Consider the following 22,408-nt stretch of genomic DNA (forward strand, 5'->3'; position numbering starts at 1 on the left):
CAGCGAGGCGGCTCAGCTACTCAGTTACTTCTTGAATAATTTCGAAAAAAACAAGACCTGATAAGGCAGCGAATTCTCCCAATATTCCCAATTGTGCGTTCCGGGGCGTTCTGTATAATCATGCGGGATTTTAGCATATACCAATCTTCTGTGCAGTTCGCGGTTCGATTCGATTAAAAAATCGTCAACACCGATGTCAATTATTAATGGCAATTTATTGGCTTTGATTTTATCAATCATGTTAAGGACTGCATTTTGCGCAAGATACTCATCCGTTGGCGGCGTATCTCCGAAAACCGGAATGAAAAGTTTGTTGACTTCTTCGGCAGACTCAACCCTGCGGATACTTCCGAAATCTACTGCACCGCTCATGCTTCCGGCAGCAGCATACAATTCAGGATGACGTGTTGAGAGATACAATGCCCCATGACCTCCCATTGAAAGTCCGGTGATGAAACGGCCGCTTTTCTCAGCAATTGTCCTGTAAGTTCCGTCGATTTTCGCAACAACTTCTTTGGTAATATAAGTTTCAAACTGGCTTTCTTTTTTAGTCGGGCTGTCCAGGTAAAAACTAAACATTTCGCCTTCGGGCATTACTATTATTATATTGTATTGGTCTGCAAGATTTCTCACGGTGTTTTTGTCAGGCGTTTTGTTGAGCCAGTCGTTGAAATGTCCCCAAGCGCCATGCAGTAAATACAAAACCGGGTATTTCGTTTTGCTTTTTGCGTAAGAATCAGGAATAGCAACTGCGGCTTTATAAGCCTTGCCCATTGCGGCACTCGGAATCGAAAGGGTGTCAACTTTTGCGGCAAACGCAGTAAATGAAATCAGCAATAATAAAAAGAGAAATTTATTTTTCATTGGTGGTTAATTTGGTTATAGCGTAAAGATAATGATTTGGATCATACAGTCAGGAGCTTTAAAATTCGAAACTTTTCTGAAATTTCTTATTACATCCGTTGTTTTTTGCAGAAAAAATTATGGGATGTAAAATTTTGCACCAGTATTTTTAGTTTATTTGGAATAAATCTAAATAATTTGCCAAAATGATTTTCGTGCGTTAGTTTTGCATTATCTAAAACAATTCTAAATAACATGAAGTCAAAATTCCTTATTCCTTTACTGAGCTTATTTGCGATTCTGTTTAGCGAAAGTGCTTTCGCGCAGCAAAATGCCATTGTAAAAGGAAAAATTACGTTGTCAATTAATTCCACTGCAGATAATGTTTCGGTATTTCTGAAAGGCACGCAAATCGGCACCACAACTGATGATTACGGCAATTACGAAATTAAAAACATCAAACCCGGAACTTACGTATTACGTGTTTCGTCAGTAGGATTTTCTTCAAAAGAAAAAAATATCACGTTAAAATCAGGTGATGAAATTGTAGAAAATTTCACCATCAGCAATGCTTCAGAACAATTAAATGAAGTATCGATTGAAGGTATAAAAACCAATTTTTTCAACAGAAAAGAAAGCGTGCAGGTTTCCAAAATGCCGTTGAAAAACCTCGAAAATCCACAGGTTTACACCACAATTTCTGCTGAATTGCTAAAGGAACAAGTCAACACGAATTTCGATGACGCTTTAAAAAACGCACCGGGATTAACCCAGTTGTGGGCGTCAACCGGTCGTGGCGGCGATGGTGCCGGTTATTTCTCATTAAGAGGATTTGCCGTTCAACCAACAATGATCAACGGTTTACCGGGATTGACCAATGGCAGCCTCGATCCGCAGAATATCGAAAGAATAGAAGTTATCAAGGCCCATCAGGAACATTATTCGGCAGCAGCCTGATTTCTTACGGCGGACTGATCAATGTCACCACTAAAAAACCATATGACACATTTGGTGGCGAAATTGCCTACACCAGCGGCAGCTATGGCCTGAACCGCGTAACAGCAGATATCAATACGCCGCTCAACAAAGAAAAAGGCATCAATTTCAGGATGAATGCAGCTTATCACACTGAAGACAGTTTTCAGGATGCCGGATTCAAAAAGTCGCTTTTTGTGGCGCCATCACTTTCTTATCAAGTCAATGAAAAGCTGTCTTTCCTTGTTAATACTGAGATCATGACATCGGAGCAAACCAATCCGACGATGTTGTTCTTTGATCGTGGTGCTCCGTTGAGAGTAACCAATATCGATGAATTCGGATACAACAACAAACGTTCGTACACGAGTAATCAGCTGACTTTAAAAACGCCTTCTTTCAATTTACAAGGGCAAATGTTCTACAAATTGTCTGATCAATGGACTTCACAAACCGTCTTATCAAGAAGTTCGTCTAGAACAGAAGGCTATTATTCTTATTTGTATGAAGGCACGCAATATTATCCGATTTCTGAAGGAGTTGTTTTAGGCCGATACATGAACTACCAGAACTCTTCAACTTTGGCGACAGATATTCAGCAGAATTTCAACGGCGATTTCAAAATCGGGAAAATCAGGAACCGGGTTGTTGCAGGATTGGATTATTTCAACAGAAATGTTACCGACAACGGTTCAGGATACGTCGGCAACGGATTAATTTATATCGGAAATGCCAGCCTTCAGGAAGTAAATGAAAATCTCTATGGCATTACTGATCCAGATTTATATATCCGCAACGGCGACAACGGAAATCTTACCAAAGCCGCAACCGACGCGCTTTTAGCGAGTGCATCAATCAGCAATTCAAGTGCGAGGCAAGCCGTTTACAGCGCTTACGTTTCAGACGTAATCAACTTCACTCCTGCCCTTTCGGCCATGTTGAGCATCCGCGCAGATCGTTTTATGAATTACGGTGATGTTTCGGATGATGTCGAAGAAGGACAGACGACATTCTCTCCGAAATTCGGATTGGTTTACCAGCCAGTTTTAGACAAAGTTTCGCTTTTCGCCAATTATATGGATGGATTTACGAACATCGCTCCAACGACAGATGTGAATCTCGATGGCAGCAGAACGCCGCGTAATTTTGGTCCCGATCATGCCAAACAATTTGAAATCGGTACGAAATTAAATTTACTGAATGATAAATTATACGCTTCTTTAAGCTATTACAACATCGAAGTGAAAGACCAGGTGTATACTTTGTACGGCGCAACAACGCAATTAAGCTTTGACGATGGCGCTCAGAAAAACCGTGGTTTTGAAGCGGAAATCGTCGCCAACCCAATCAAAGGATTGAACCTGACGGCCGGTTACAGTTTCAGCGACAGCAAATTAATCGCAGGCGACACTGATTTTATCGGACACAGACCGGAAAGCGCAGGCCCAAACATTTGGCCAACCTGTGGGCAAGTTATAAATTTGCAGGTGTGCTCAACGGATTTGGTTTAGGTTTCGGAGGAAATTACGCCAGCAACAATTACATCATGAACCGCACAACGCCAGGGAGGTTTACGATTCCGGAATATACGGTTTTGAATGCTTCGGTTTATTACGGCTTCGAGAATTACAGGATTACACTCAAAGTCGACAACATCGCCAACAAAGAACTTTACGACGGATGGTCGACGATTCGCCCGAGAACGCCGAGAAGCGTATTGGCCAATTTCAGTTACAAATTCTAATATGAGTTTTAAGACACAAGTCAGAAATATTCACAAATGGCTCGGATTAACGTCCGGGCTTATTGTGTTTATTGTGAGCATTACAGGTTGTATTTTTTGCTTTCAGGATGAAATCAAGGACATAACTCGCGAAGAATCCCGTTTTGTTGTCAATGAGAATAAACCATATTTACCGCCATCAATTTTAATTGAAAAAGCGAAAATCGCCGTTCCGAAAAGTACCACCAGCACTGTCGTGTATGTTGCGCCGAATCGTTCTGCAGTCGTTTATACCAACAGCGCAGCCGGTTACAAATATGTTTTCATGAATCCGTACAGCGGAAAAACATTGTTTATTGAAGACCCGACTACTGATTTCTTTATCATCGTGGAATACATCCATTTGTATTTGCTGCTTCCTGATTATATTGGAAAACACATTGTTGCCGGCGCGACCATCATTTTCATTTTCATGCTCATTACCGGAATCATCCAATGGTGGCCGAAACGAAGAAGCGATATCAAAAGAAGTTTCAACGTAAAATGGTCGGCAAAATGGCGCCGCGTAAATTACGACTGGCACAACGTTTCCGGGTTTTACATTTCAATTGTTGCTTTCATCATCGCATTCACAGGATTGGTTTTCGCCTATGATTGGGCGGGTGACACCATTTATTACACCGCAAATCTGGGCAAAGGCGACAAGGAAGCTGAATCAAAAGCACCGGCAATCGACAGCACAAAATATGCAACAATTAATATTGCTGCCGCGGATAAAGCGATGGCGGCAACTATGAAAATGAATCCGAATGCGGAAATGTTTTTCATCACGTTGTCAGAAAAGAAAGACCAACCGGTCACTACGGGCGCTTACAAATACACCTTGCGGTTTGACCACCAAAGCAATTATCATTTTCATCCCGGCGACGGAAGCTTGCTCAAAAGCGAACCGCATGAACAAAAGTCTTTCGGATTGCAGCTCAACGAAATGAATTACGGCATCCATACCGGGCAAATCCTTGATCTGCCAGGTAAAATAATTGCCTTTACAGCGAGCCTTATTGCTGCAGCATTGCCGGTTACAGGTTTCATTATCTGGTACGGAAGACGCAAAAAAACCAAAAAGAAGCCTTCGCCTGCCCGGAATTAATACCAAACAGGCAGCTTTTTGAGGTCGTATGGAGAAATTTCTCCCGGATCTTCTCTTTCCTTGTAAACCGGAATTCTCTGGATGCATTCAAGGTTGGTTTCGAGACTGTCGGAAATAATGTCAACATCAAACCTGGAGCCGAATCCTGATAAAAATTTCACCTCTTTGGTATTATTTTCGAAACTGAAAAGAATGTTGACAAATCCGATAACATGTACGTGATTGCTGGCAATATAGCGCACATATACAGGTTGTTCGTCGTATTCATATCTGTAACTTTCAGGGTTTTGCATGTCACGTCCTAACGTTTTTCTGACAAATTCCTTGTCATGCGCCTTTATTTCGGCAATAGAATTGAATTTCCTGAAATCAAGCCATAAATCCGATTCCATACCCGGATATACCGATTTATTCTCATCTTCTTCATCATCATTATAAAGCCTGCGGTATTCCTGACAACGCGCTTTTGCCTGTCTTGGCGAGTCATAGGTGAATTCAAACTCTGCGAAAAGATGGCCGGTATTGGCGTAAACTTTTAATGTCCTGTCCATTGGTGTTAGTTTTAGGGGTTTTGTATCATCCGATAAAACTAAATATTTAAAACATCCTGTTTTACAGGTAAAAATACCTGATTTTGGAGTCATAGAAATTTTGATGAAAAGGAAAAAGCCCTGCACTTAAAAAAAATGCAAGGCTTTTAATTATATGTTAGTTACAATTATTTCGGCGTATTCGTATAAAGCAAACTCGCCAATCTTGAATCCCGATTGTATACATCTTCATAAAAATTTACGTTACCGTTGTCATCGGCCTACGCCGTGAAATAAGCAATGTATACAGGAATTTTTCGTTTTAAAGAATACTGGCTTTCTTTTCCGGCGTGCATAGCTTCATCGATTTTATCCGCATTCCAGTTTTTATCTTCTTTCAGGATTTCAATGGCCAGCTGACGCGCTTTTTCAACACGCACGCAACCATGACTGAAAGCGCGGCTGTCTTTGTTAAAAAGGCTTTTCGCCGGTGTATCATGCAGGTAAATGTTGTTCGTATTTGGGAACATAAATTTAACCAGCCCGAGTGAGTTTCTCCGCCCGGCTTTTGCCTTACCTGATTGCCGTTCCATTCCATATTGTGTTTTTCCAGGTAATTCGGGTCGGCGGCAATTCCGGGCTTGATTTCTTTTTCGAGGATACTCGGCGGAATATTCCAATACGGACTAAAAACGATATAGCTCATCTGTCCGCTGAAAACGACAGTCCTGTTCAAATCTTTTCCAACTACGACATTCGACTCCAATACAATTTTACCATCTTTTCGATATTGCAATGCGTATGACGGAATGTTGACTGCAATAAGTTCTTTCGACTCAGCAATATCAGGATCTATCCAACGGCAGCGTTCCATATTGACAATGATGGTTTCAATACGTTTTTCTACAGGAATATTCAGTTCTTTTACCAAATCTGCAGTGATGAGATTATCGGGCGTGCGGTTGTAGCGCTTTACGTAATTCGCCAATCCGTCTTTTAGATCTGAATCGAAAGTTGTACTTCCGGAATCGCTTGTCAAATCTCCGGTTATGAATAATCGTTTCCTGACTTGCGCAACTACAGGTGAATTCCCTCCTTCTTTAATCGATTTTGTCCCGTCAGGCCAGGCAATTGTTCCCCAACCTCCCTTTTTCTGAATATCACGGTATTTCTGCAAACCTTTTTTGAGTTTGTAATATTGGCTGATCATTTCCGATTCGTCTTTTTTGATCAAATCGGGATCTTTCATCAATTCATCGAGGTAATCAACGTAGGAAACTTTCTCACGTGGCAAATACCAGCCGGTTTGCTTGCTTTTTTGCGGGTCGAGACCCTCCATTACTTTCTTCGTATAAAAAAAATAAAGCGCGCTTACGAGTAAATCTTTATTGACTTGCGGGCTTTTATTTTCGCTTTCGTCAAAGAGCTTGTCGAGGTCGGTTTTGTATGGCACTTTTGCGATTACGCCGTCAGCAGCGATTTGATTGGATTTGTTGTAAAGCACATCGGCCAGATCAACGCGTCCGCCTTTGTCATACCATATATAATGGTAATCATGCTTTTGGTATAATTCCGACATTTCTTTCGCGTAAGGCTTGTAATCGGGATATTTCACGAAAAAGGAATCCAGCGCGCCGGCGGTAAAAGTGAAATCGGCTTTTTTCTCAGGATCTTTTTTACAGGAGACAATCACCAGTGCGGCGATAAGTGTAATAATAGTAAATTGTATTTTTTTCATGACTTGGTTTTTATTTAAATTTAGCCATAAAATGTGGGATAAACGGGCGGCTTAACACAACTTTAATGCAAACCGATACCGCCAAAAACAAAAAAATCCCGAATTAACGGGACTTTCATTTATGATAAGATATTGAGTTTGCTTTTCTTATAGCCGTAGCAAAAATAAAATACCAGGCCGATCAAAAGCCATACGCCAAACCACATCCAGTTAGAAACCGCCATTCCTGTGAGCAGGTAGCAACAGGACACCAGTCCGAGTAGCGGGATCAGCGACAGGTTTTTTGCGAAAGCCAATATGGTCATGACCGCGCAAACAATCAAGAATACCAGCATTGGTAAATTGGTTGCCATTTTACCTTCAGAAAAATCAAGTACATCGATGAAAAAATTCGGAACATAATACAGCGTCAATGCAACGCCGGCAGCAATAATTCCGGGAAAAATAATTTTCGCATTGATATACGGAATCCTGAATTTTCCTTTGGTTGCCCTTTCATTCAATTCGGTTTCACTTTGCGGAGACAGCATCAAAACACCGCCGCAAACCAATACGAATGCGAATAAAGTGCCTATGCTGGTAAAGTCGAGTACAAAATTTTCATCGGTAAAAAATATCGGCACACCCACTACTAGTCCGGTGACAATCGTAGCAAAGCCGGGCGTTTTATATTTAGGATGAATTTCGGCGAACTTCTTCGGCATCAATCCGTCACGGCTCATCGTCATCCATATCCTCGGCTGTCCCATCTGAAAAACCAACAACACGCTGGTCATGGCAACAACAGCTGCAATTGAAACGATGAATAACATCCATTTTACGCCTTTTAACGCAAAAATTTCTGCTAAAGGATCGCTTACACCTAATAACTGATAAGAAACCATTCCGGTAATCACCAGCGCCAGAACGATAAAAACAGCCGTACAGATCACAAGTGAATAAATCATCCCTTTAGGCAAATCGCGCTGCGGGTTTTTACTTTCCTCAGCCAATGTCGAGACCGCATCAAAACCGATATAGGCAAAGAACACTGCCGAGACACCACCCATAACGCCGCTGAAACCATTCGGCATGAACGGCGTCCAATTGTCAATGTCAACGTAAAATGCTCCCACGACGATAACCAGCGCAATAATCGCCAATTTTATGTAAACCATTATGTTACTGAAATTCTTCGACTCTTTCGTACCACGGTAAACCAGATAAGTTATTAATAAATTGATAACAACTGCAGGCAAATCGAAGATGATTCTCAATCCTCCCAGAACAGGCGCATTCTTCCACGCCATCAAGCCTTCTGCGCCTTTTCCGGCAAGAACGGCGTCTTGTGCAGACTTGTAATTTATAGTAAGCCATTCAGGCAAATGGATGTGGAAAGTCTCGAGCAAATTGGTGAAATAACCGCTCCACGAAAAAGCGATGTAGATATTGCCTATCGAATATTCCATAATCAACGCCCAGCCGATAACCCAGGCAAATATTTCACCGAAAGAAACATACGCATAGGTATAAGCACTTCCTGAAACCGGCACCCGCGAGGCGAATTCGGCATAACACATCGCCGTAAACCCGCAGGCAATTGCACATATAATATATAAGATTACGACTGCCTGGGCCACCGGAAAAGCAGGCATTCCCAATTGCACTGAATGTTCCGCCGCCGATAATTGCGGCTATTCCGAAGAAAGTAAGATCCCTGACGGTCAAAACTTTGTGCAGCCCGCTATGTTCGCCATCGCCGCCTTCGTTGATCACTACGTTCGTTGATTTTCTTCTGAATAAATTGGAAAAATTCATAATCTTGGTTGGTTTTCAGTGAATGCAAACAAATATATAAAAGGAAATGAATTTCTGACTTAAATCATCCACATAAATTTTAACGATTTTAAAATAGCAATTTATAATTTAAAACTATACCGGCGAACCGCAAGAAATCTTAAATTTGAGATATTAACCTTGCAAACAATTATAAACCGATAATTATGGAAAACGAAACTTCAAAAGGCAAATGCCCATTCTCCGGCGGATCGCTGGGTCAAAGTGCCGGCAACGGAACCAGGAACCGCGATTGGTGGCCAAACCAGCTTAACTTAAACATCCTGCGCCAAAATTCAAGTTTGTCCAATCCGATGGGAGGAGATTTTGATTACGCAGAAGCTTTTAAAAGCCTTGATTTGGAAGCAGTCAAAAAAGACCTTCACGCGCTGATGACAGATTCACAGGATTGGTGGCCGGCAGATTTCGGTCACTACGGCGGGTTATTTATCAGAATGGCGTGGCACAGCGCGGGAACTTATCGTGTCACAGATGGCCGTGGCGGTGCAGGTGCGGGATTACAACGTTTCGCGCCGTTGAACAGCTGGCCGGATAACGTCAGTCTAGATAAAGCAAGAAGGCTTTTATGGCCAATAAAGCAAAAATATGGCAAGAAGATTTCGTGGGCAGATTTGATGATTCTGACCGGGAATGTTGCGTTGGAATCAATGGGTTTCAAAACTTTCGGATTTGCCGGAGGCCGCGCAGATGTCTGGGAAGCGGACGAATCTGTGTATTGGGGTTCAGAAAAAGAATGGCTTGGCGGAGACATCCGCTATGCACACGGTTCTGAAGGTGTTGCCAAACACAGTGTTTTGGTTTCTGATGATGATGCCGACGGCGACGTGCATTCAAGAAATCTTGAAAATCCGCTTGCTGCCGTTCAAATGGGATTGATTTATGTAAATCCGGAAGGCCCGGACGGAAATCCTGATCCGCTTTTGGCAGCAAAAGACATCCGTGATACTTTTGGCAGAATGGCGATGAATGACGAAGAAACCGTTGCACTTATTGCGGGGGACATACCTTCGGAAAAACCCACGGCGCCGCGTCTTCTGACCATGTCGGTAAAGAACCGGAAGCCGTCGATTTAGAATCACAGGGGTTCGGATGGCACAACAAATACGAATCCGGGAAAGGCCTGCACGCAATTACGAGCGGACTCGAAGTGACATGGACAAAAACACCAACGCAATGGAGCAATAATTTCTTTGAAAATCTTTTCGGCTTTGAGTGGGAATTGAGTAAAAGTCCGGCTGGCGCGCACCAATGGGTAGCTAAAAACGCCGATGCCATAATTCCGGATGCATTCGACAGTTCAAAAAAACATTTGCCAACGATGTTGACCACTGATTTGTCTCTGAGATTTGATCCGGCTTATGAAAAAATATCACGTAGGTTTTTAGGAAATCCTGATGCTTTCGCGGATGCGTTTGCACGTGCGTGGTTCAAGCTGACGCACCGTGATATGGGACTGCGCGAATTATATTTAGGTGCAGATGTCCCGAAAGAAGTTTTACTTTGGCAAGACCCGATTCCGGCAGTAAATCACGATTTGGTTGACAACAATGACATTCATTCATTAAAATCAAAAATCCTTGATTCCGGGTTAAGTGTTTCAGAATTGGTAACGACTGCCTGGGCATCAGCTTCAACTTTCAGAGGTTCTGATAAACGGGGCGGCGCCAATGGAGCACGCATCAGATTGGAGCCACAAAAAAGCTGGCAGGTTAACAATCCGGCACAGTTGAATAAAGTATTGTCAAAACTGGAAAACATTCAGACTGATTTCAATAATTCACAATCCGGAAAGAAAATTTCTTTGGCGGATTTAATTGTGCTGGCCGGAAATGCAGGCGTTGAAAAAGCTGCTGGCCATTCCGTAACCATTCCTTTCACTCCGGGCAGAATGGATGCTTCACAAGAACAGACAGACATCGAATCGTTCAATTATTTAGAGCCATTTGCAGATGGGTTCCGAAATTACAAGAAACCGGGATTGCCTGTTGCGACTGAAGTTTTGCTGATTGACAAAGCGCAATTATTAAACCTGACCGCGCCTGAACTGACCGTTTTAGTTGGTGGAATGCGCAGTATCGAACCAATTTCGACGGTTCTGACTACGGTATTCTGACTGACAAATCAGGAAAATTGAGTAATGATTTCTTCGTGAATTTATTAGATATGAATACCGAATGGAAAGCCGCTTCCGCTGAAAAAGAACGCTATGAAGGCCGTGACCGCAAAACCGGCGTTTTAAAATGGACGGCAACGCGTGCCGATCTGGTTTTCGGCTCAAATTCTGAATTGCGCGCCATCGCTGAAGTTTATGCTGCAGATGATGCAAAAGAAAAGTTTATAAATGATTTCGCCGCAGCATGGAATAAAGTCATGAATGCCGATCGTTTCGATTTATAATAATCTGAAATTCAAAATAGAAGCGTCTCATTTCGAGGCGCTTTTTTATTTTACGAAAACTTAAATAGCCAAATACTATCAACAAATAAAAAAATATAATTCAAAACTATTAGAAATAAGTGCACTTGTTTCCTATTTTCGCGCCATAAAATTTAAATACAATCTTATGTCATTAGTAGGAAAAAAATTCCCAAACATTGCAGTCGACGCCATTTCAGAAATGGGTGATAACCTGAAAATTAACGTTTTCGAAGAAGCCGTAAACAAAAATCAAAAAGTGCTTTTGTTCTGGTATCCAAAAGATTTCACCTTCGTATGTCCTACAGAATTACACGCTTTCCAGGCAGCTTTACCTGAATTTGCAAAAAGAAATACTTTTGTGATTGGCGCTTCATGCGACACGAACGAGGTACATTTTGCCTGGTTGAATACACCAAAAGACAACGGCGGAATCGAAGGTGTCACCTACCCTATTTTAGCTGATACGAATCGGAATTTGTCAAACATTTTAGGCATTTTAGATATCGATTCTACAAGTTACAGCGAAGAAACAGATTCAGTGATTATCGAAGGTTCAAACGTAACTTACCGTGCCACTTATCTTATTGACGAAACCGGAAAAATCTTCCACGAAAGTGTAAACGACATGCCACTTGGAAGAAACGTAAACGAATATTTACGCCTCATCGACGCTTACACACACGTACAGCAAAAAGGTGAAGTCTGCCCTGCCAACTGGGAACAAGGCCAGGAGGCTATGTTTGCTACACGAGAAGGTGTTGCCACTTATTTAAGTAATTAATATTGGTACAAGGTTTTGGGTTTTGGGTACAAGGTTTCACTTTGCGCTCAAAACCCAGAACCCTTAACCCTAAACACTCAAATATGTTAATCGAATTAAACGAAGATACTTTACAAACTATCGTTGCACAAAACGAAAAAGTCGTAGTCCAATTTTCGGCATCATGGTGTGGCAATTGCCGTATCATTAAACCAAAATTCAAGAAAATGGCTTCTGAAAATGAAAGCATTGCTTTTGTTTTGGTCGATGCTGAAAAATCTCCTGAATCAAGAAAACTCGCGAATGTTTCGAATTTACCGACTTTTGCGTCTTTTATCAACGGAAAACTCGTCAATGAAACACAAACCAATAAAACTGAAGTCTTGGCAGAATTGGTTGACGAAATCGCGAATACGTTATGAAGTTACCGGTAATTAAGCACCTCACGCAGTTTATTGAAGAAAACGATCAGGATTATATCATTGAAACGCTTGAAGTTTTGGAGGCTTTGACAGAAATTCCATCTCTAAAAGATGAAGAACTCGATATTATTGGCGAACTGATTTCCAATATGTACGGCGCGCTTGAAGTGCACAAACTTATCAAAGAAGGCACTGACAAAAAGGAAGCTTTAAATGCTTTCATGAAAAGGGTTTTGGGCTCAATCGATAAATAAAAAAACTCACCCGAAGTTTTGACTGAATACGCCTTCCATTAAACCGGAAGGCGTTTTTGTTTATATTCCATCTGAAGTGATAATCTACTTCTAAGGTTCATCATCTAAACTTTAACAATTTCTACGGCATTCCCGTAACCGCGATGTCCAGATTTTCGTTAGGGATGCATTCTCCCCTTCCCTGAAGGTAAAATACAATTTTTTCCAATAAGTTGTATTACGGGAATGCCGTAGAAATTCTTAAATTTTTATGTGGATTTAATTTTTCAAATCATCAGCGCATCTCTTATTTTACTGCAATCTGCTGACTGTAACTTGAAACCGCTATCTGCTAATCTCAACCCAAAATTTCCACTTCCCGCAAAAATTCCTTACATTTGAATCCTCTAAAACTAACGAACATGTCTTCAGTAACCTTGGGAGGAAATCCCGTAAAAACCAGCGGCGAACTGCCAAAAACAGGCACAACTGCCCCGGATTTCAAACTTGTAAAAGATGATTTATCCGAAGTTTCTCTTGCCGATTTTGCAGGAAAGAAACTCATCCTCAATATTTTTCCAAGCGTCGATACCGGCGTTTGCGCTACTTCCGTAAGGAAATTCAACGAAAAAGCATCCGGACTTGAAAATACGACGGTGCTTTGTATCTCACGCGATTTACCTTTTGCACAAAAACGTTTCTGCGGCGCTGAAGGCATTGAAAACGTCATCACTTTATCAGATTTCAAAACCGGAAGTTTCGGTAAGGATTATGGACTCGAATTATTAGACAGCAAACTTGCCGGATTGCATTCAAGAGCAGTTGTAATAATTGACGAAAAAGGAAAAGTCACTTACACTGAACAAGTTGCCGACATCGCCAACGAACCTGATTACGACGCTGCTTTGGCTTCATTATAAAAAGCCAGTATGAAAGAAGATCATTCATTTATTACCGGAAGGCTTAAAAGTTTCAGGTACGCTTTCATCGGTGCATACAAGCTTATCACGACCGAACACAGCATCATGACGCAATTCTCTATAGGGATTCTGCTGACGATTGCAGGGTTTTATTTCGGAATTTCAAAAACCGAATGGCTGTTCCAAACCATGTCAATCGGTTTGGTTTTAAGCATTGAAGGGCTAAATACCGCCGTTGAAAAAATTGCCGATTTCATTCATCCTGATTTTCATGAAAAAATCGGCTTTATCAAGGATATTGGTGCCGGTGCCGTATTTTTTGCAGCGATTGCCGCACTTGCAATTGGGCTTATCATTTACGTGCCTATAATTACTGCGATGTAATTTAAGCATGTCGTTCTTGACTTTAAACTTTAGGTTATAAACCTTAGACTTTCTCCTAATTTTATTTATTTTTACTCCTGAATAAAGCAAACCGACGAATGGCAAAAACGATTAAAAAGGAACCCGCAGACAAGAAAACCGACGCAGGTACTGAATCAAAAAAATCCTGGAGAATCACCAAACAGCACAAAGCACTTGTCGGAAGCCTGCTGGTCTTATTCGCCATTTCGCTGTTGCTGGCATTCGTTTCCTTTTACATTTACGGACAGGAAGACCAAAGTGCGGTTACTGAACTTGCCGATCGCGATGCCAAAGTCGGAAACTGGCTCGGCAAATTCGGCGCTTTTCTGGCAGATATTTTTGTTTATAAAGGATTTGGAGCGGCTTCGTTCCTTTTTGTACGCTTGTTTTTCCTTACAGGTGCTTATCTCGTACTGGATTTATCCGTAAAAAACTGCGCAATACCTGGTTTTGGGATTTGTACGCTATTGTAGTTTTATCGATTCTGTTCGGTTTTTTGCAAGTTTCCTGCCGGAATTAGGTGGAACAGTCGGTTTTGAAATGAACATTTACCTTCAGGATTATTTAGGAAAATCAGGAACTTTACTCATTTTGATTTTCGGATTGATTATCTACCTTTTGTTCAAAATCCGTGTTTCTCCTGAAAGCATCAAAGCTTTATTCGAAAAGACGAAGAAAGAAATCAACGAAGATATGGAAGACATGAACCTGCCTTCCAAAGACAATGCTGCCGCCTACAATTTAGAGGAATTTGCAGTGGATGATTTTAATGAAGAGGATTTCCCGGATGAAGAAATCCCCGAGCCGGAATTAAAACCGGTTTCAAAATTCGAGATCAATCGTGAAGAGTTAAAGCCAACAATCAATAGTTCTTCGGAATTAATTCTTGAGCCGACGATAAAACAAAATCCTTCATTGGATTTAGAAGTGACGCCTGAAATCACCGGGCCAATAGAAGAAACTTTCGTCATCGAGAAAGTCGAAGAAGAAGATGTTGTCGAAGAAAATCTTGCTTCAAAACTCGTAGCTGATTTCGGTTTGTTCGATCCTACGCTGGATTTATCGAACTATAAATTTCCGACAATTGATTTACTGAAAGAATATTCAACAGGCGGCATCACGATCAACCAGGAAGAATTAGAAGAAAACAAAAACCGCATCGTTGAGACGCTTCGCAATTACAAAATCGAAATTGCACAGATAAAAGCAACGGTTGGCCTATTGGTAACCTTATATGAAATCGTACCGGAAGCCGGAATCCGTATTTCAAAAATAAAGAGTTTAGAAGATGATATCGCGTTGTCTTTATCGGCATTAGGAATTCGTATTATCGCGCCAATTCCCGGAAAAGGTACGATTGGTATTGAAGTTCCGAACAAAAACCCGACGATGGTTTCGATGAAAAGCGTTATCGGTTCCACCAAATTCCAGGAAGCAGAAATGGAATTGCCAATTGCCCTCGGAAAAACAATTTCAAATGAAACTTTCGTAGTCGATTTGGCGAAAATGCCGCACTTATTGATGGCTGGGGCAACCGGACAGGGAAAATCCGTCGGATTGAATGCGGTACTTACTTCCCTTCTCTACAAAAAGCATCCGGCCGAAGTAAAATTCGTTTTGGTTGATCCGAAGAAGGTCGAACTGACACTTTTCAATAAAATAGAACGTCATTATCTCGCGAAATTGCCTGATACTGAAGATGCTATCATCACCGATAACAATAAAGTAATCAACACATTGAATTCGCTTTGCGTTGAAATGGACAACCGTTATTCGTTGCTCAAAGACGCAATGGTGCGCAACATCAAAGAATATAATGAGAAATTCAAGGCACGCAGGTTAAATCCCGAAGCCGGACACCAGTTCCTACCTTATATTGTATTGGTTGTCGATGAGTTCGCCGATTTGATCATGACCGCCGGAAAAGAAGTTGAAACCCCGATTGCAAGGCTCGCACAATTGGCGCGCGCCATCGGAATTCACTTGATTATCGCTACGCAAAGACCGTCGGTAAATGTAATTACCGGTATTATCAAGGCGAATTTCCCTGCACGTATCGCCTTCCGTGTAACTTCAAAAATTGATTCGCGAACAATCCTTGATACACAAGGTGCCGATCAGTTGATTGGCCGTGGAGATTTATTATATACCAACGGAAATGACATCGTTCGTGTGCAATGTGCTTTCGTTGACACGCCTGAAGTTGAGAAAATTACAGAATTTATTGGTGCGCAAAAAGCTTATCCAAATGCTTATTTACTGCCTGAATTTACCGGAGATGACGAAAGTGGCATCAAACTTGATATAGACATTTCCGAAAGAGACAGCATGTTCAGGGAAGCTGCAGAAGTCATCGTAACCGCACAACAAGGTTCGGCTTCATTGTTGCAGCGCAAATTAAAACTGGGTTACAACCGTGCCGGGCGCCTTATCGACCAGCTTGAAGCTGCCGGAATCGTCGGTCCGTTTGAAGGAAGTAAAGCCAGAAGCGTCAACATTCCCGACTTGACAAGTCTCGACCAATTTTTAAACAATGAAAGCAATTAAAATGACATCGGGAACGAAATCCGGATTTGAAAAAATGACAACCATGAGCAGAAAACTGATGCATATCGCCCTACTCCTGTTTATCGGTTTTGCCGCGCAGGCACAGGATAAAAAGGCAAAAGAGCTGTTAGATGAAGTAACCGCCAAAGTAAAAAGCTACGACAATATCGTAATCGATTTTAAATATTCGCTCAATAATGCGAAAGAGAACATCAATCAGGAAAGCAAAGGCAATGTGACGCTAAAAGGCAACCAATATGTGTTGAATTTAATGGGCATCACTAAGATTTTCGACGGGAAAAAAGTCTACACCATCAATCCGGAAGACGAGGAGATCACGATTTCTAAATTCGACGAAAAAGATGCCAATGCGATTACGCCTTCAAAAATGCTGACGTTTTTTAATACCGGTTACAAATTTTCGTGGGACATTCTTCAGAACATCAAAGGCCGTAAAATCCAGTACATTAAACTGATTCCGACGAGCGCGAAAGATCAGCGTAAAGAAATCCTGTTAGGCATTGACGTTTCTACAAAAAACATCTACAATCTTATTGAGACCGGCAAAAACGGTACAAAAACGACTTTGGTTGTTAATTCTTTTAAAACCAATCAGCCTTTGTCAAAAAATCAATTTACCTTTGTTGAAAGTAAATATCCCAATTACTACATCAACAAAATAGATTAATTTTCGGTGAAAATACTCGACAGGTACCTTCTTACGACATTCCTTAAAACGTTTACTTCGGTATTTGTTATCCTCTTTTTCATCTTCATTTTACAGACTGTCTGGCTTTTTATAGCCGAATTGGCCGGAAAAGATCTTGATTTCATTATGATCATCAAGTTCCTCGGTTTTTCGATGCCGAATATCGTTCCGCTCGTTTTACCGCTATCAATTTTGCTGGCATCGATTATGACTTTCGGGGATTTATCTGAAAATTATGAATTCGCGGCGATGAAATCTTCAGGCGTTTCGCTGCAAAGATCAATGCGGAGCCTCACCTATTTCATCCTGATTCTGAGTTTTGCCTCATTCCTGTTTGCCAATAACATCATTCCGTATTCCCAATACAAATTCCTGAATTTTAAGGCGAATATCGCGCAGGTCAAACCAGCTCTGGCAATCGCCGAAGGGCAATTTAGTGATGTCGGTACTTATAATATTAAGGTCGATAAAAAATCTGGAACCGAATGGAAATATCCTTACCGGAATTACAATACACAAAAAGTCCAACACCGGAATGGGCAACACAACGGTAATCAAAGCTAAGAACGGTGAGCTTTTAAGCAGTGAGGATTCGAATATATTGCAGCTGATTCTCTACAACGGCTACCAATTTGAAGATGTGGTTCCGAAGAAATATGAGGAGCGCAATAAACTGCCTTTCGCGAAAAGCTCCTTCAAAAAATATGTACTCAACATGGATTTGACGCAGCTTAACAAAGTTGACGTTGATAAAGAACAGGTTTCAAGTACCAGCGCGATGCTCAACATGAGCGAACTGACCTACACACTGGATTCGCTGAATAAAGACTATGAAAAGGAACTCGTTTCTTATACCGATAACATTCATTTGCGAACGGGAATCCTTAATAAAATCCCGAAAAACAGTCTCATTGCAAAAGAAAATCCAAAAACGAAGGATTTATCAAAAGATTTGCTTGCCGATTACACCAATACCCAAAAATTGAAGATTTATAACATTGCCAAAAGTAATGTAAGCAGTACTTCTTTCACTATTGACGGGACAAAAGATGATTTTTACCAAAAGCAGCGCATCATCAACGGGCACTGGCTTTCGATTTATGATAAATTCGTAATTGCTTATGCGTGCATACTTATGTTTTTTATAGGTGCGCCGTTGGGAGCGATTATCAGGAAGGGCGGACTCGGATTGCCAATCGTATTTGCAATCCTGATTTTCATTACTTTCCACTTCGTTAATACTTTCGGGAAAAAAGTAGCGCAGGAAAGCGGGATCACGCCGTTTTTAGGAGCGTGGATGTCATCTATTATCTTGACGCCGCTAGCACTTTTCCTGACTTACAGAGCGACGAACGACATCAATATTTCTATTAATTTTGACTGGATTACTGTTCCTGTTCAGAAATTATATTTTAAAATATTTCCAAAAAAACAAATCCAATAATGTCACATATTCAGTTGAATACCATTGAAGAAGCCATCGAAGACATTCGCCAGGGCAAAATAATAATCGTTGTCGATGATGAAGACCGCGAAAATGAAGGTGATTTCGTGGCAGCAGCCGATAAAGTCACGCCCGAAATGATCAACTTCATGGCAACTTACGGTCGCGGTTTGATTTGTGCCCCTTTAACCGAAAAGCGTTGTACGGAACTCGAATTGCGCACGATGGTGACCAATAATACCGACCATATGGAAACAGCCTTTACGGTTTCTGTAGATTTGAAAGGCCACGGCGTAACGACCGGAATTTCAGCTGCCGACCGGGCGAAAACGGTTTTGGCTTTAGTCAATGACGAAACGAAACCTTATGACTTGGCGCGTCCGGGACATATTTTCCCGTTGATTGCCAAACAAGGCGGCGTTTTAAGAAGAACGGGGCATACCGAAGCTGCAATTGACTTTGCGAGACTCGCCGGATTCAAACCTGCAGGCGTAATTTGTGAAATCATGAATGACGATGGCAGCATGTCGCGTTTGCCGGAATTGTATGAAGTGGCAAAGAAATTCGACATGAAACTGGTTTCTATCGAAGATCTGGTCGCTTACCGCATGCAGCACGACAGCCTTATTGTCAAGAAAGAAGATTTTGAAATCGAGACGCGTTTCGGGCAATTCCGTTTCAGGGCTTACCAGCAAACTACTAATAAACAGGTGCATATCGCTTTAACAAAAGGAAGTTGGAATTTAGGCGATTCCATCCTCACACGGATTAATTCGACGCAGGTCAACAATGATATTTTGGGCACTTTGACGAACAATGCCGATAAAAAACTCGACGATATGTTCAAGCGTATCAATGACGAAGGAAAAGGCGCTATTTTATTCATCAACCAGGAAATTGCTTCTTCAGAACTGCTAAACAGGATTACAGAGCTTAAAGTACTTCAGGCAAAAGGCATCTTCAAAGCCCCGGAAATCAAAATGGATGTGAAAGATTTCGGGATTGGCGCCCAGATTCTGCATGACATTGATATTTCAAAAATCAGGCTGGTTAGTAATACCGAACAGGCCAAACGTGTCGGGATGATTGGATATGGGCTTGAAATTACAGAATACGTAAAATATTGATTTTCAACATTAAATACATATTTTATACTAAATATATAAAAACCAACACGTAATCAGTGTTGGTTTTTATTTTATTGCTTCGTATTTTAAGCTTCTGATTTGTTAATCTTCCTTTGCTTTAAATACTGATAAACTGACCCAATCACAAACAATACAAAAATAGTAAGTAATGTTTTCGCAATCAATGGATCGCCTGGCCATTTTGCCAAAGGATGTCCAACCGGAATTCGGGTGAAAGTTTCCACTACAGTAGGCAGCAACGAAAGAAAAAAACTAAAAGACAAAAAGAAATTTTCATAATACCGGGCTTTGTTGTGGCCTTGTCTTTTACGGAAAAGAAAATAGGCTGCCGCAACTAAAATTACTATAAAAACAGATAATCCGTGTCCCGGATTCAAGCCCCCGAGTTTTGAAAGCCCTAATGATGTTAACGATGTAATGACGGTAAAATAAAAATATACCTTTCCTGTTAGCCGTTCCAGATTGATTTTACCATATTTAACAAATGATATGACCGCAGCAACTATAGCGGTTACGCCAATTAATGTGTGAAAAATTCCTAAGCTTGATAATCCCATTTTTTTAAGTTTTATTGTTATTATTCACAGGCAAAATTGATTTAAAATGTAAAAAAAGCTTTTGCAGATTTGTTCAATTATTTGTCAATTCGGTTCAAAAAAAAACCCCGGCTTTTGACCGGACTCTCTTATGAATTTGGAAAAAATATTTGATTTCACTTACGAAATAAAATGCGCTTCTGAACTTATCGTTACTTTCAAAGCTTTAGAAATCAGGCAGTTTTCTTCGGCTGCTTTTGTGATTGCTTCAAATTCTGCAGCACTTATACCGGTTACGGTACCAGTTATTGAAAGATGGATTCCGGCTATACTAAAGTTCTCCATTGTTAAAGTAGCTTCAGTTTCGAGTGATGTCGGAATCAGCCCTTTTTCTGTCAATGCATGGGCGACAGTCATTGTAAAACATCCGGCGTGTGCAGCCGCTAATAACTCCTCTGGATTTGTGCCTGTTTCTTCTCCTGTAAAACGGGTTTTGAAGCTGTAATTCGTTTTGTTTAAGATTTGACTTTGTGTTGTCAATTCGCCTTTACCATCATTTAAGGTACCTGTCCAATGTGCTTTTGCTGTACGTTTCATTTTTTTATTTTTAAAATTGAATGTCAATATTGACAATGCAAAATTGCAAATGAAATGCATCAATCATTTTGGAAAATAGCCCAATTGTTTGGCAATTTAGACCAAACTGATCAAACCGAATCACGTAACCTGGGTTAAACGGTAATTCGTCGGTGTCACATCATATCTGTCATGGAAGCTTTTCGTGAAGTTGGCAAGATCGTTAAAGCCACAGTCAAAAGCAATATCTGTAATACGCTCATCAGAAACCAACAGCAATTCAGCAGCTTTTTCGAGCTTTTTTGTTTTAATATAATTGGCAGGCGTATCGTCATACAGTTTCGAAAATTCTCTTTTAAAAGACGAGATGCTTAAGTTTGTATGCTGCGCCAATTCATCAATTGATAGTTGTGAAAATAAATTTGCCTCGATAATTTGTTTGAAAGTGTAGGCGGTTCGTGAAAAAAGCTGCGATAAGATAATCTGTACCGCTTCGGCATTTTGCGTCTGCGAAAGCAAAAGTATGATTTCCTTTATCTTTAAAATCAAAATATCTTCATTAACCAATGAAGGGTTTTCGAAATAAAATAACAAGCCATCAATATATTTTTTGATCAAAAAATCATTGTTTATTGCTTCACTCGAAAGATTGGATATGCTGTTTTTTGGTTTTTGCAGTAGTAACGGGAGTTCCCTTTCGTAGATTTTCTTTAAAATTTCCGGATGAAAGCTGATGATTACTATCTGGTTTCTGCTACTTGACGAAGCATTGCTGACTTTTTTACCCGCCTGCATGCAACTGAGCAGCAGCGAATAATTGCCCGGAACTGCAAGCGCCTCGTCATTATTGTAAAATTGTACTTCACCTTCCAGAGAAAATAAAAAGCAAGCCTTGTCTGCTTCCGGAAAAGGGAATTCAAATGGCGTTTCCAATATCATTTTTTGAATGATGGTTTTTCCAAACAAATCAATTTTTTTATAATCAGCGAACATCCTTTTTACAATTTTTAAAAGGCAAAGTTACGACACAAAAAAGAAAAGGATTTTATGTTAGTTAAGTTTTTTCCGACTTTCTGTTCAGAGATACATTTAGGATTTTAAGCGGAAGAGAAATTATTCAATGATCCCAAAAAGGTGAACCAACGAAGAAAAACCAAACCGCCTGACAGCGGTTTTATTTTTTGTTTTCAGGATGCGTCGAAATTGAAATTTCGACGCATCCTGAAAACAAAAACCGAAACTTTCGTTTCGGTTTTTCTTCGCGGAGAAAGAGGGATTCGAACCCCTGACCTGTTACAGTCAACAGTTTTCAAGACTGCCGCAATCGACCACTCTGCCATTTCTCCAATAAGGTCTGCAATCATTAGCTGAATGCGGTTGCAAATATAGCATCCTTTTTTGAATTCCAAAACAAATAAGTAGAAAAAAGGGATATTTTTTAAACTATATTTTTAATCATTTCATACTGTATGGGTTAGCAAAAAACATAAAAAGA

Annotated in this window: 18 protein-coding genes, 1 tRNA gene and 4 pseudogenes; 15 read left to right on the forward strand and 8 right to left on the reverse strand. The window is 40.7% G+C overall.

What is annotated here, in order from left to right; all coding sequences use genetic code 11:
* Positions 1-24 precede the first annotated feature (24 nt).
* Complete coding sequence (locus ACSLFW_RS14550; protein WP_436556368.1) at positions 25-864, reverse strand: alpha/beta hydrolase; 840 nt, start codon at positions 862-864, stop codon at positions 25-27.
* A 234-nt stretch (positions 865-1,098) separates the two neighbouring features.
* Between ACSLFW_RS14550 and ACSLFW_RS14555 the strand changes: the two genes are divergently transcribed.
* The 4 genes from ACSLFW_RS14555 to ACSLFW_RS14570 all read left to right on the forward strand — a co-directional run bounded on the left by ACSLFW_RS14555 (position 1,099) and on the right by ACSLFW_RS14570 (position 4,691).
* The gene (locus ACSLFW_RS14555; protein ID WP_436556369.1) at positions 1,099-1,800 is read left to right on the forward strand and encodes a carboxypeptidase-like regulatory domain-containing protein; all 702 of its coding nucleotides are present in this window, start codon (positions 1,099-1,101) and stop codon (positions 1,798-1,800) included.
* A 305-nt stretch (positions 1,801-2,105) separates the two neighbouring features.
* Complete coding sequence (locus ACSLFW_RS14560; protein WP_436557459.1) at positions 2,106-3,329, forward strand: TonB-dependent siderophore receptor; 1,224 nt, start codon at positions 2,106-2,108, stop codon at positions 3,327-3,329.
* Positions 3,308-3,562 (forward strand): hypothetical protein, encoded by a 255-nt coding sequence (locus ACSLFW_RS14565; RefSeq protein WP_436556370.1) that lies wholly within the window; start codon positions 3,308-3,310, stop codon positions 3,560-3,562. The genes ACSLFW_RS14560 and ACSLFW_RS14565 overlap by 22 nt, the downstream gene beginning before the upstream one ends.
* Position 3,563: 1 nt before the next feature.
* A complete protein-coding gene (locus ACSLFW_RS14570; RefSeq protein WP_436556371.1) occupies positions 3,564-4,691 on the forward strand; it encodes a PepSY-associated TM helix domain-containing protein in 1,128 nt (375 codons plus the stop codon).
* Here ACSLFW_RS14570 and ACSLFW_RS14575 read toward each other — a convergent pair.
* From ACSLFW_RS14575 to ACSLFW_RS14585, 3 genes and pseudogenes are all read right to left on the reverse strand, one after another.
* Entirely contained in the window at positions 4,688-5,242 is a 555-nt protein-coding gene (locus ACSLFW_RS14575) for a hypothetical protein (protein ID WP_436556372.1), read from the reverse strand. The genes ACSLFW_RS14570 and ACSLFW_RS14575 overlap by 4 nt on opposite strands.
* Before the next feature lie 260 nt (positions 5,243-5,502).
* Positions 5,503-6,959, reverse strand: a pseudogene (locus tag ACSLFW_RS14580) (L,D-transpeptidase family protein).
* Between the two features lie 119 nt (positions 6,960-7,078).
* A pseudogene (locus ACSLFW_RS14585) lies at positions 7,079-8,756 on the reverse strand (amino acid permease).
* A gap of 185 nt (positions 8,757-8,941) precedes the next feature.
* On the opposite strand from ACSLFW_RS14585, the pseudogene katG reads away from it, so the two are divergent.
* The 11 genes and pseudogenes from katG to ribB all read left to right on the forward strand — a co-directional run bounded on the left by katG (position 8,942) and on the right by ribB (position 19,780).
* Positions 8,942-11,192: pseudogene (katG, locus tag ACSLFW_RS14590) on the forward strand (catalase/peroxidase HPI).
* Between the two features lie 166 nt (positions 11,193-11,358).
* A complete protein-coding gene (locus ACSLFW_RS14595) occupies positions 11,359-11,994 on the forward strand; it encodes a peroxiredoxin (protein WP_436556373.1) in 636 nt (211 codons plus the stop codon).
* An 83-nt stretch (positions 11,995-12,077) separates the two neighbouring features.
* Positions 12,078-12,395, forward strand: coding sequence for a thioredoxin family protein (locus ACSLFW_RS14600; protein ID WP_436556374.1), 318 nt, complete (start codon positions 12,078-12,080; stop codon positions 12,393-12,395).
* A complete protein-coding gene (locus tag ACSLFW_RS14605; protein ID WP_436556375.1) occupies positions 12,392-12,649 on the forward strand; it encodes a DUF6952 family protein in 258 nt (85 codons plus the stop codon). The genes ACSLFW_RS14600 and ACSLFW_RS14605 overlap by 4 nt, the downstream gene beginning before the upstream one ends.
* Positions 12,650-13,050: 401 nt before the next feature.
* Positions 13,051-13,548, forward strand: a complete 498-nt coding sequence (gene tpx / locus ACSLFW_RS14610; RefSeq protein WP_436556376.1) for a thiol peroxidase — start codon at positions 13,051-13,053, stop codon at positions 13,546-13,548.
* Between the two features lie 9 nt (positions 13,549-13,557).
* A complete protein-coding gene (locus tag ACSLFW_RS14615; RefSeq protein ID WP_436556377.1) occupies positions 13,558-13,932 on the forward strand; it encodes a diacylglycerol kinase family protein in 375 nt (124 codons plus the stop codon).
* 98 nt (positions 13,933-14,030) lie between these two features.
* Complete coding sequence (locus tag ACSLFW_RS14620; protein WP_436556378.1) at positions 14,031-14,426, forward strand: DNA translocase FtsK 4TM domain-containing protein; 396 nt, start codon at positions 14,031-14,033, stop codon at positions 14,424-14,426.
* Between the two features lie 67 nt (positions 14,427-14,493).
* Positions 14,494-16,500: a DNA translocase FtsK gene (locus ACSLFW_RS14625; protein ID WP_436556379.1), complete on the forward strand. Its 2,007-nt coding sequence runs from the start codon at positions 14,494-14,496 to the stop codon at positions 16,498-16,500.
* A gap of 43 nt (positions 16,501-16,543) precedes the next feature.
* A complete protein-coding gene (locus ACSLFW_RS14630; RefSeq protein ID WP_436557460.1) occupies positions 16,544-17,188 on the forward strand; it encodes a LolA family protein in 645 nt (214 codons plus the stop codon).
* A gap of 6 nt (positions 17,189-17,194) precedes the next feature.
* Positions 17,195-18,653: pseudogene (locus tag ACSLFW_RS14635) on the forward strand (LptF/LptG family permease).
* A complete protein-coding gene (gene ribB, locus ACSLFW_RS14640) occupies positions 18,653-19,780 on the forward strand; it encodes a 3,4-dihydroxy-2-butanone-4-phosphate synthase (protein WP_436556380.1) in 1,128 nt (375 codons plus the stop codon). The pseudogene ACSLFW_RS14635 and the gene ribB overlap by 1 nt, the downstream one beginning before the upstream one ends.
* A gap of 86 nt (positions 19,781-19,866) precedes the next feature.
* Here ribB and ACSLFW_RS14645 read toward each other — a convergent pair whose 3' ends face one another.
* From ACSLFW_RS14645 to ACSLFW_RS14660, 4 genes are all read right to left on the reverse strand, one after another.
* Complete coding sequence (locus tag ACSLFW_RS14645) at positions 19,867-20,358, reverse strand: hypothetical protein (protein WP_436556381.1); 492 nt, start codon at positions 20,356-20,358, stop codon at positions 19,867-19,869.
* Positions 20,359-20,517: 159 nt separating this feature from the next.
* The gene (locus tag ACSLFW_RS14650) at positions 20,518-20,934 is read right to left on the reverse strand and encodes an OsmC family peroxiredoxin (protein WP_436556382.1); all 417 of its coding nucleotides are present in this window, start codon (positions 20,932-20,934) and stop codon (positions 20,518-20,520) included.
* 120 nt (positions 20,935-21,054) lie between these two features.
* Positions 21,055-21,906, reverse strand: a complete 852-nt coding sequence (locus tag ACSLFW_RS14655; RefSeq protein ID WP_436556383.1) for a helix-turn-helix domain-containing protein — start codon at positions 21,904-21,906, stop codon at positions 21,055-21,057.
* Positions 21,907-22,175: 269 nt separating this feature from the next.
* A tRNA-Ser gene (locus ACSLFW_RS14660) sits at positions 22,176-22,259 on the reverse strand.
* Between the last annotated feature and the right edge of the window lie 149 nt (positions 22,260-22,408).

It is taken from the genome of Flavobacterium sp. 3HN19-14 (assembly GCF_051373205.1).
GTDB lineage: Bacteria > Bacteroidota > Bacteroidia > Flavobacteriales > Flavobacteriaceae > Flavobacterium.

What these genes read in the sequence shown, in the direction of transcription:
- ACSLFW_RS14600 (WP_436556374.1), top strand. Translation starts at nt 12,078, where the DNA reads ATGTTAATCGAATTAAACGAAGATACTTTACAAACTATCGTTGCACAA.
- ACSLFW_RS14630 (WP_436557460.1), top strand. Translation starts at nt 16,544, where the DNA reads ATGAGCAGAAAACTGATGCATATCGCCCTACTCCTGTTTATCGGTTTT.
- ACSLFW_RS14650 (WP_436556382.1), bottom strand. Translation starts at nt 20,934, where the DNA reads ATGAAACGTACAGCAAAAGCACATTGGACAGGTACCTTAAATGATGGT.
- ACSLFW_RS14570 (WP_436556371.1), top strand. Translation starts at nt 3,564, where the DNA reads ATGAGTTTTAAGACACAAGTCAGAAATATTCACAAATGGCTCGGATTA.
- tpx (WP_436556376.1), top strand. Translation starts at nt 13,051, where the DNA reads ATGTCTTCAGTAACCTTGGGAGGAAATCCCGTAAAAACCAGCGGCGAA.
- ribB (WP_436556380.1), top strand. Translation starts at nt 18,653, where the DNA reads ATGTCACATATTCAGTTGAATACCATTGAAGAAGCCATCGAAGACATT.
- ACSLFW_RS14595 (WP_436556373.1), top strand. Translation starts at nt 11,359, where the DNA reads ATGTCATTAGTAGGAAAAAAATTCCCAAACATTGCAGTCGACGCCATT.
- ACSLFW_RS14605 (WP_436556375.1), top strand. Translation starts at nt 12,392, where the DNA reads ATGAAGTTACCGGTAATTAAGCACCTCACGCAGTTTATTGAAGAAAAC.
- ACSLFW_RS14560 (WP_436557459.1), top strand. Translation starts at nt 2,106, where the DNA reads ATGTTGTTCTTTGATCGTGGTGCTCCGTTGAGAGTAACCAATATCGAT.
- ACSLFW_RS14615 (WP_436556377.1), top strand. Translation starts at nt 13,558, where the DNA reads ATGAAAGAAGATCATTCATTTATTACCGGAAGGCTTAAAAGTTTCAGG.
- ACSLFW_RS14575 (WP_436556372.1), bottom strand. Translation starts at nt 5,242, where the DNA reads ATGGACAGGACATTAAAAGTTTACGCCAATACCGGCCATCTTTTCGCA.
- ACSLFW_RS14620 (WP_436556378.1), top strand. Translation starts at nt 14,031, where the DNA reads ATGGCAAAAACGATTAAAAAGGAACCCGCAGACAAGAAAACCGACGCA.
- ACSLFW_RS14555 (WP_436556369.1), top strand. Translation starts at nt 1,099, where the DNA reads ATGAAGTCAAAATTCCTTATTCCTTTACTGAGCTTATTTGCGATTCTG.
- ACSLFW_RS14550 (WP_436556368.1), bottom strand. Translation starts at nt 864, where the DNA reads ATGAAAAATAAATTTCTCTTTTTATTATTGCTGATTTCATTTACTGCG.
- ACSLFW_RS14655 (WP_436556383.1), bottom strand. Translation starts at nt 21,906, where the DNA reads ATGTTCGCTGATTATAAAAAAATTGATTTGTTTGGAAAAACCATCATT.
- ACSLFW_RS14625 (WP_436556379.1), top strand. Translation starts at nt 14,494, where the DNA reads ATGAACATTTACCTTCAGGATTATTTAGGAAAATCAGGAACTTTACTC.
- ACSLFW_RS14645 (WP_436556381.1), bottom strand. Translation starts at nt 20,358, where the DNA reads ATGGGATTATCAAGCTTAGGAATTTTTCACACATTAATTGGCGTAACC.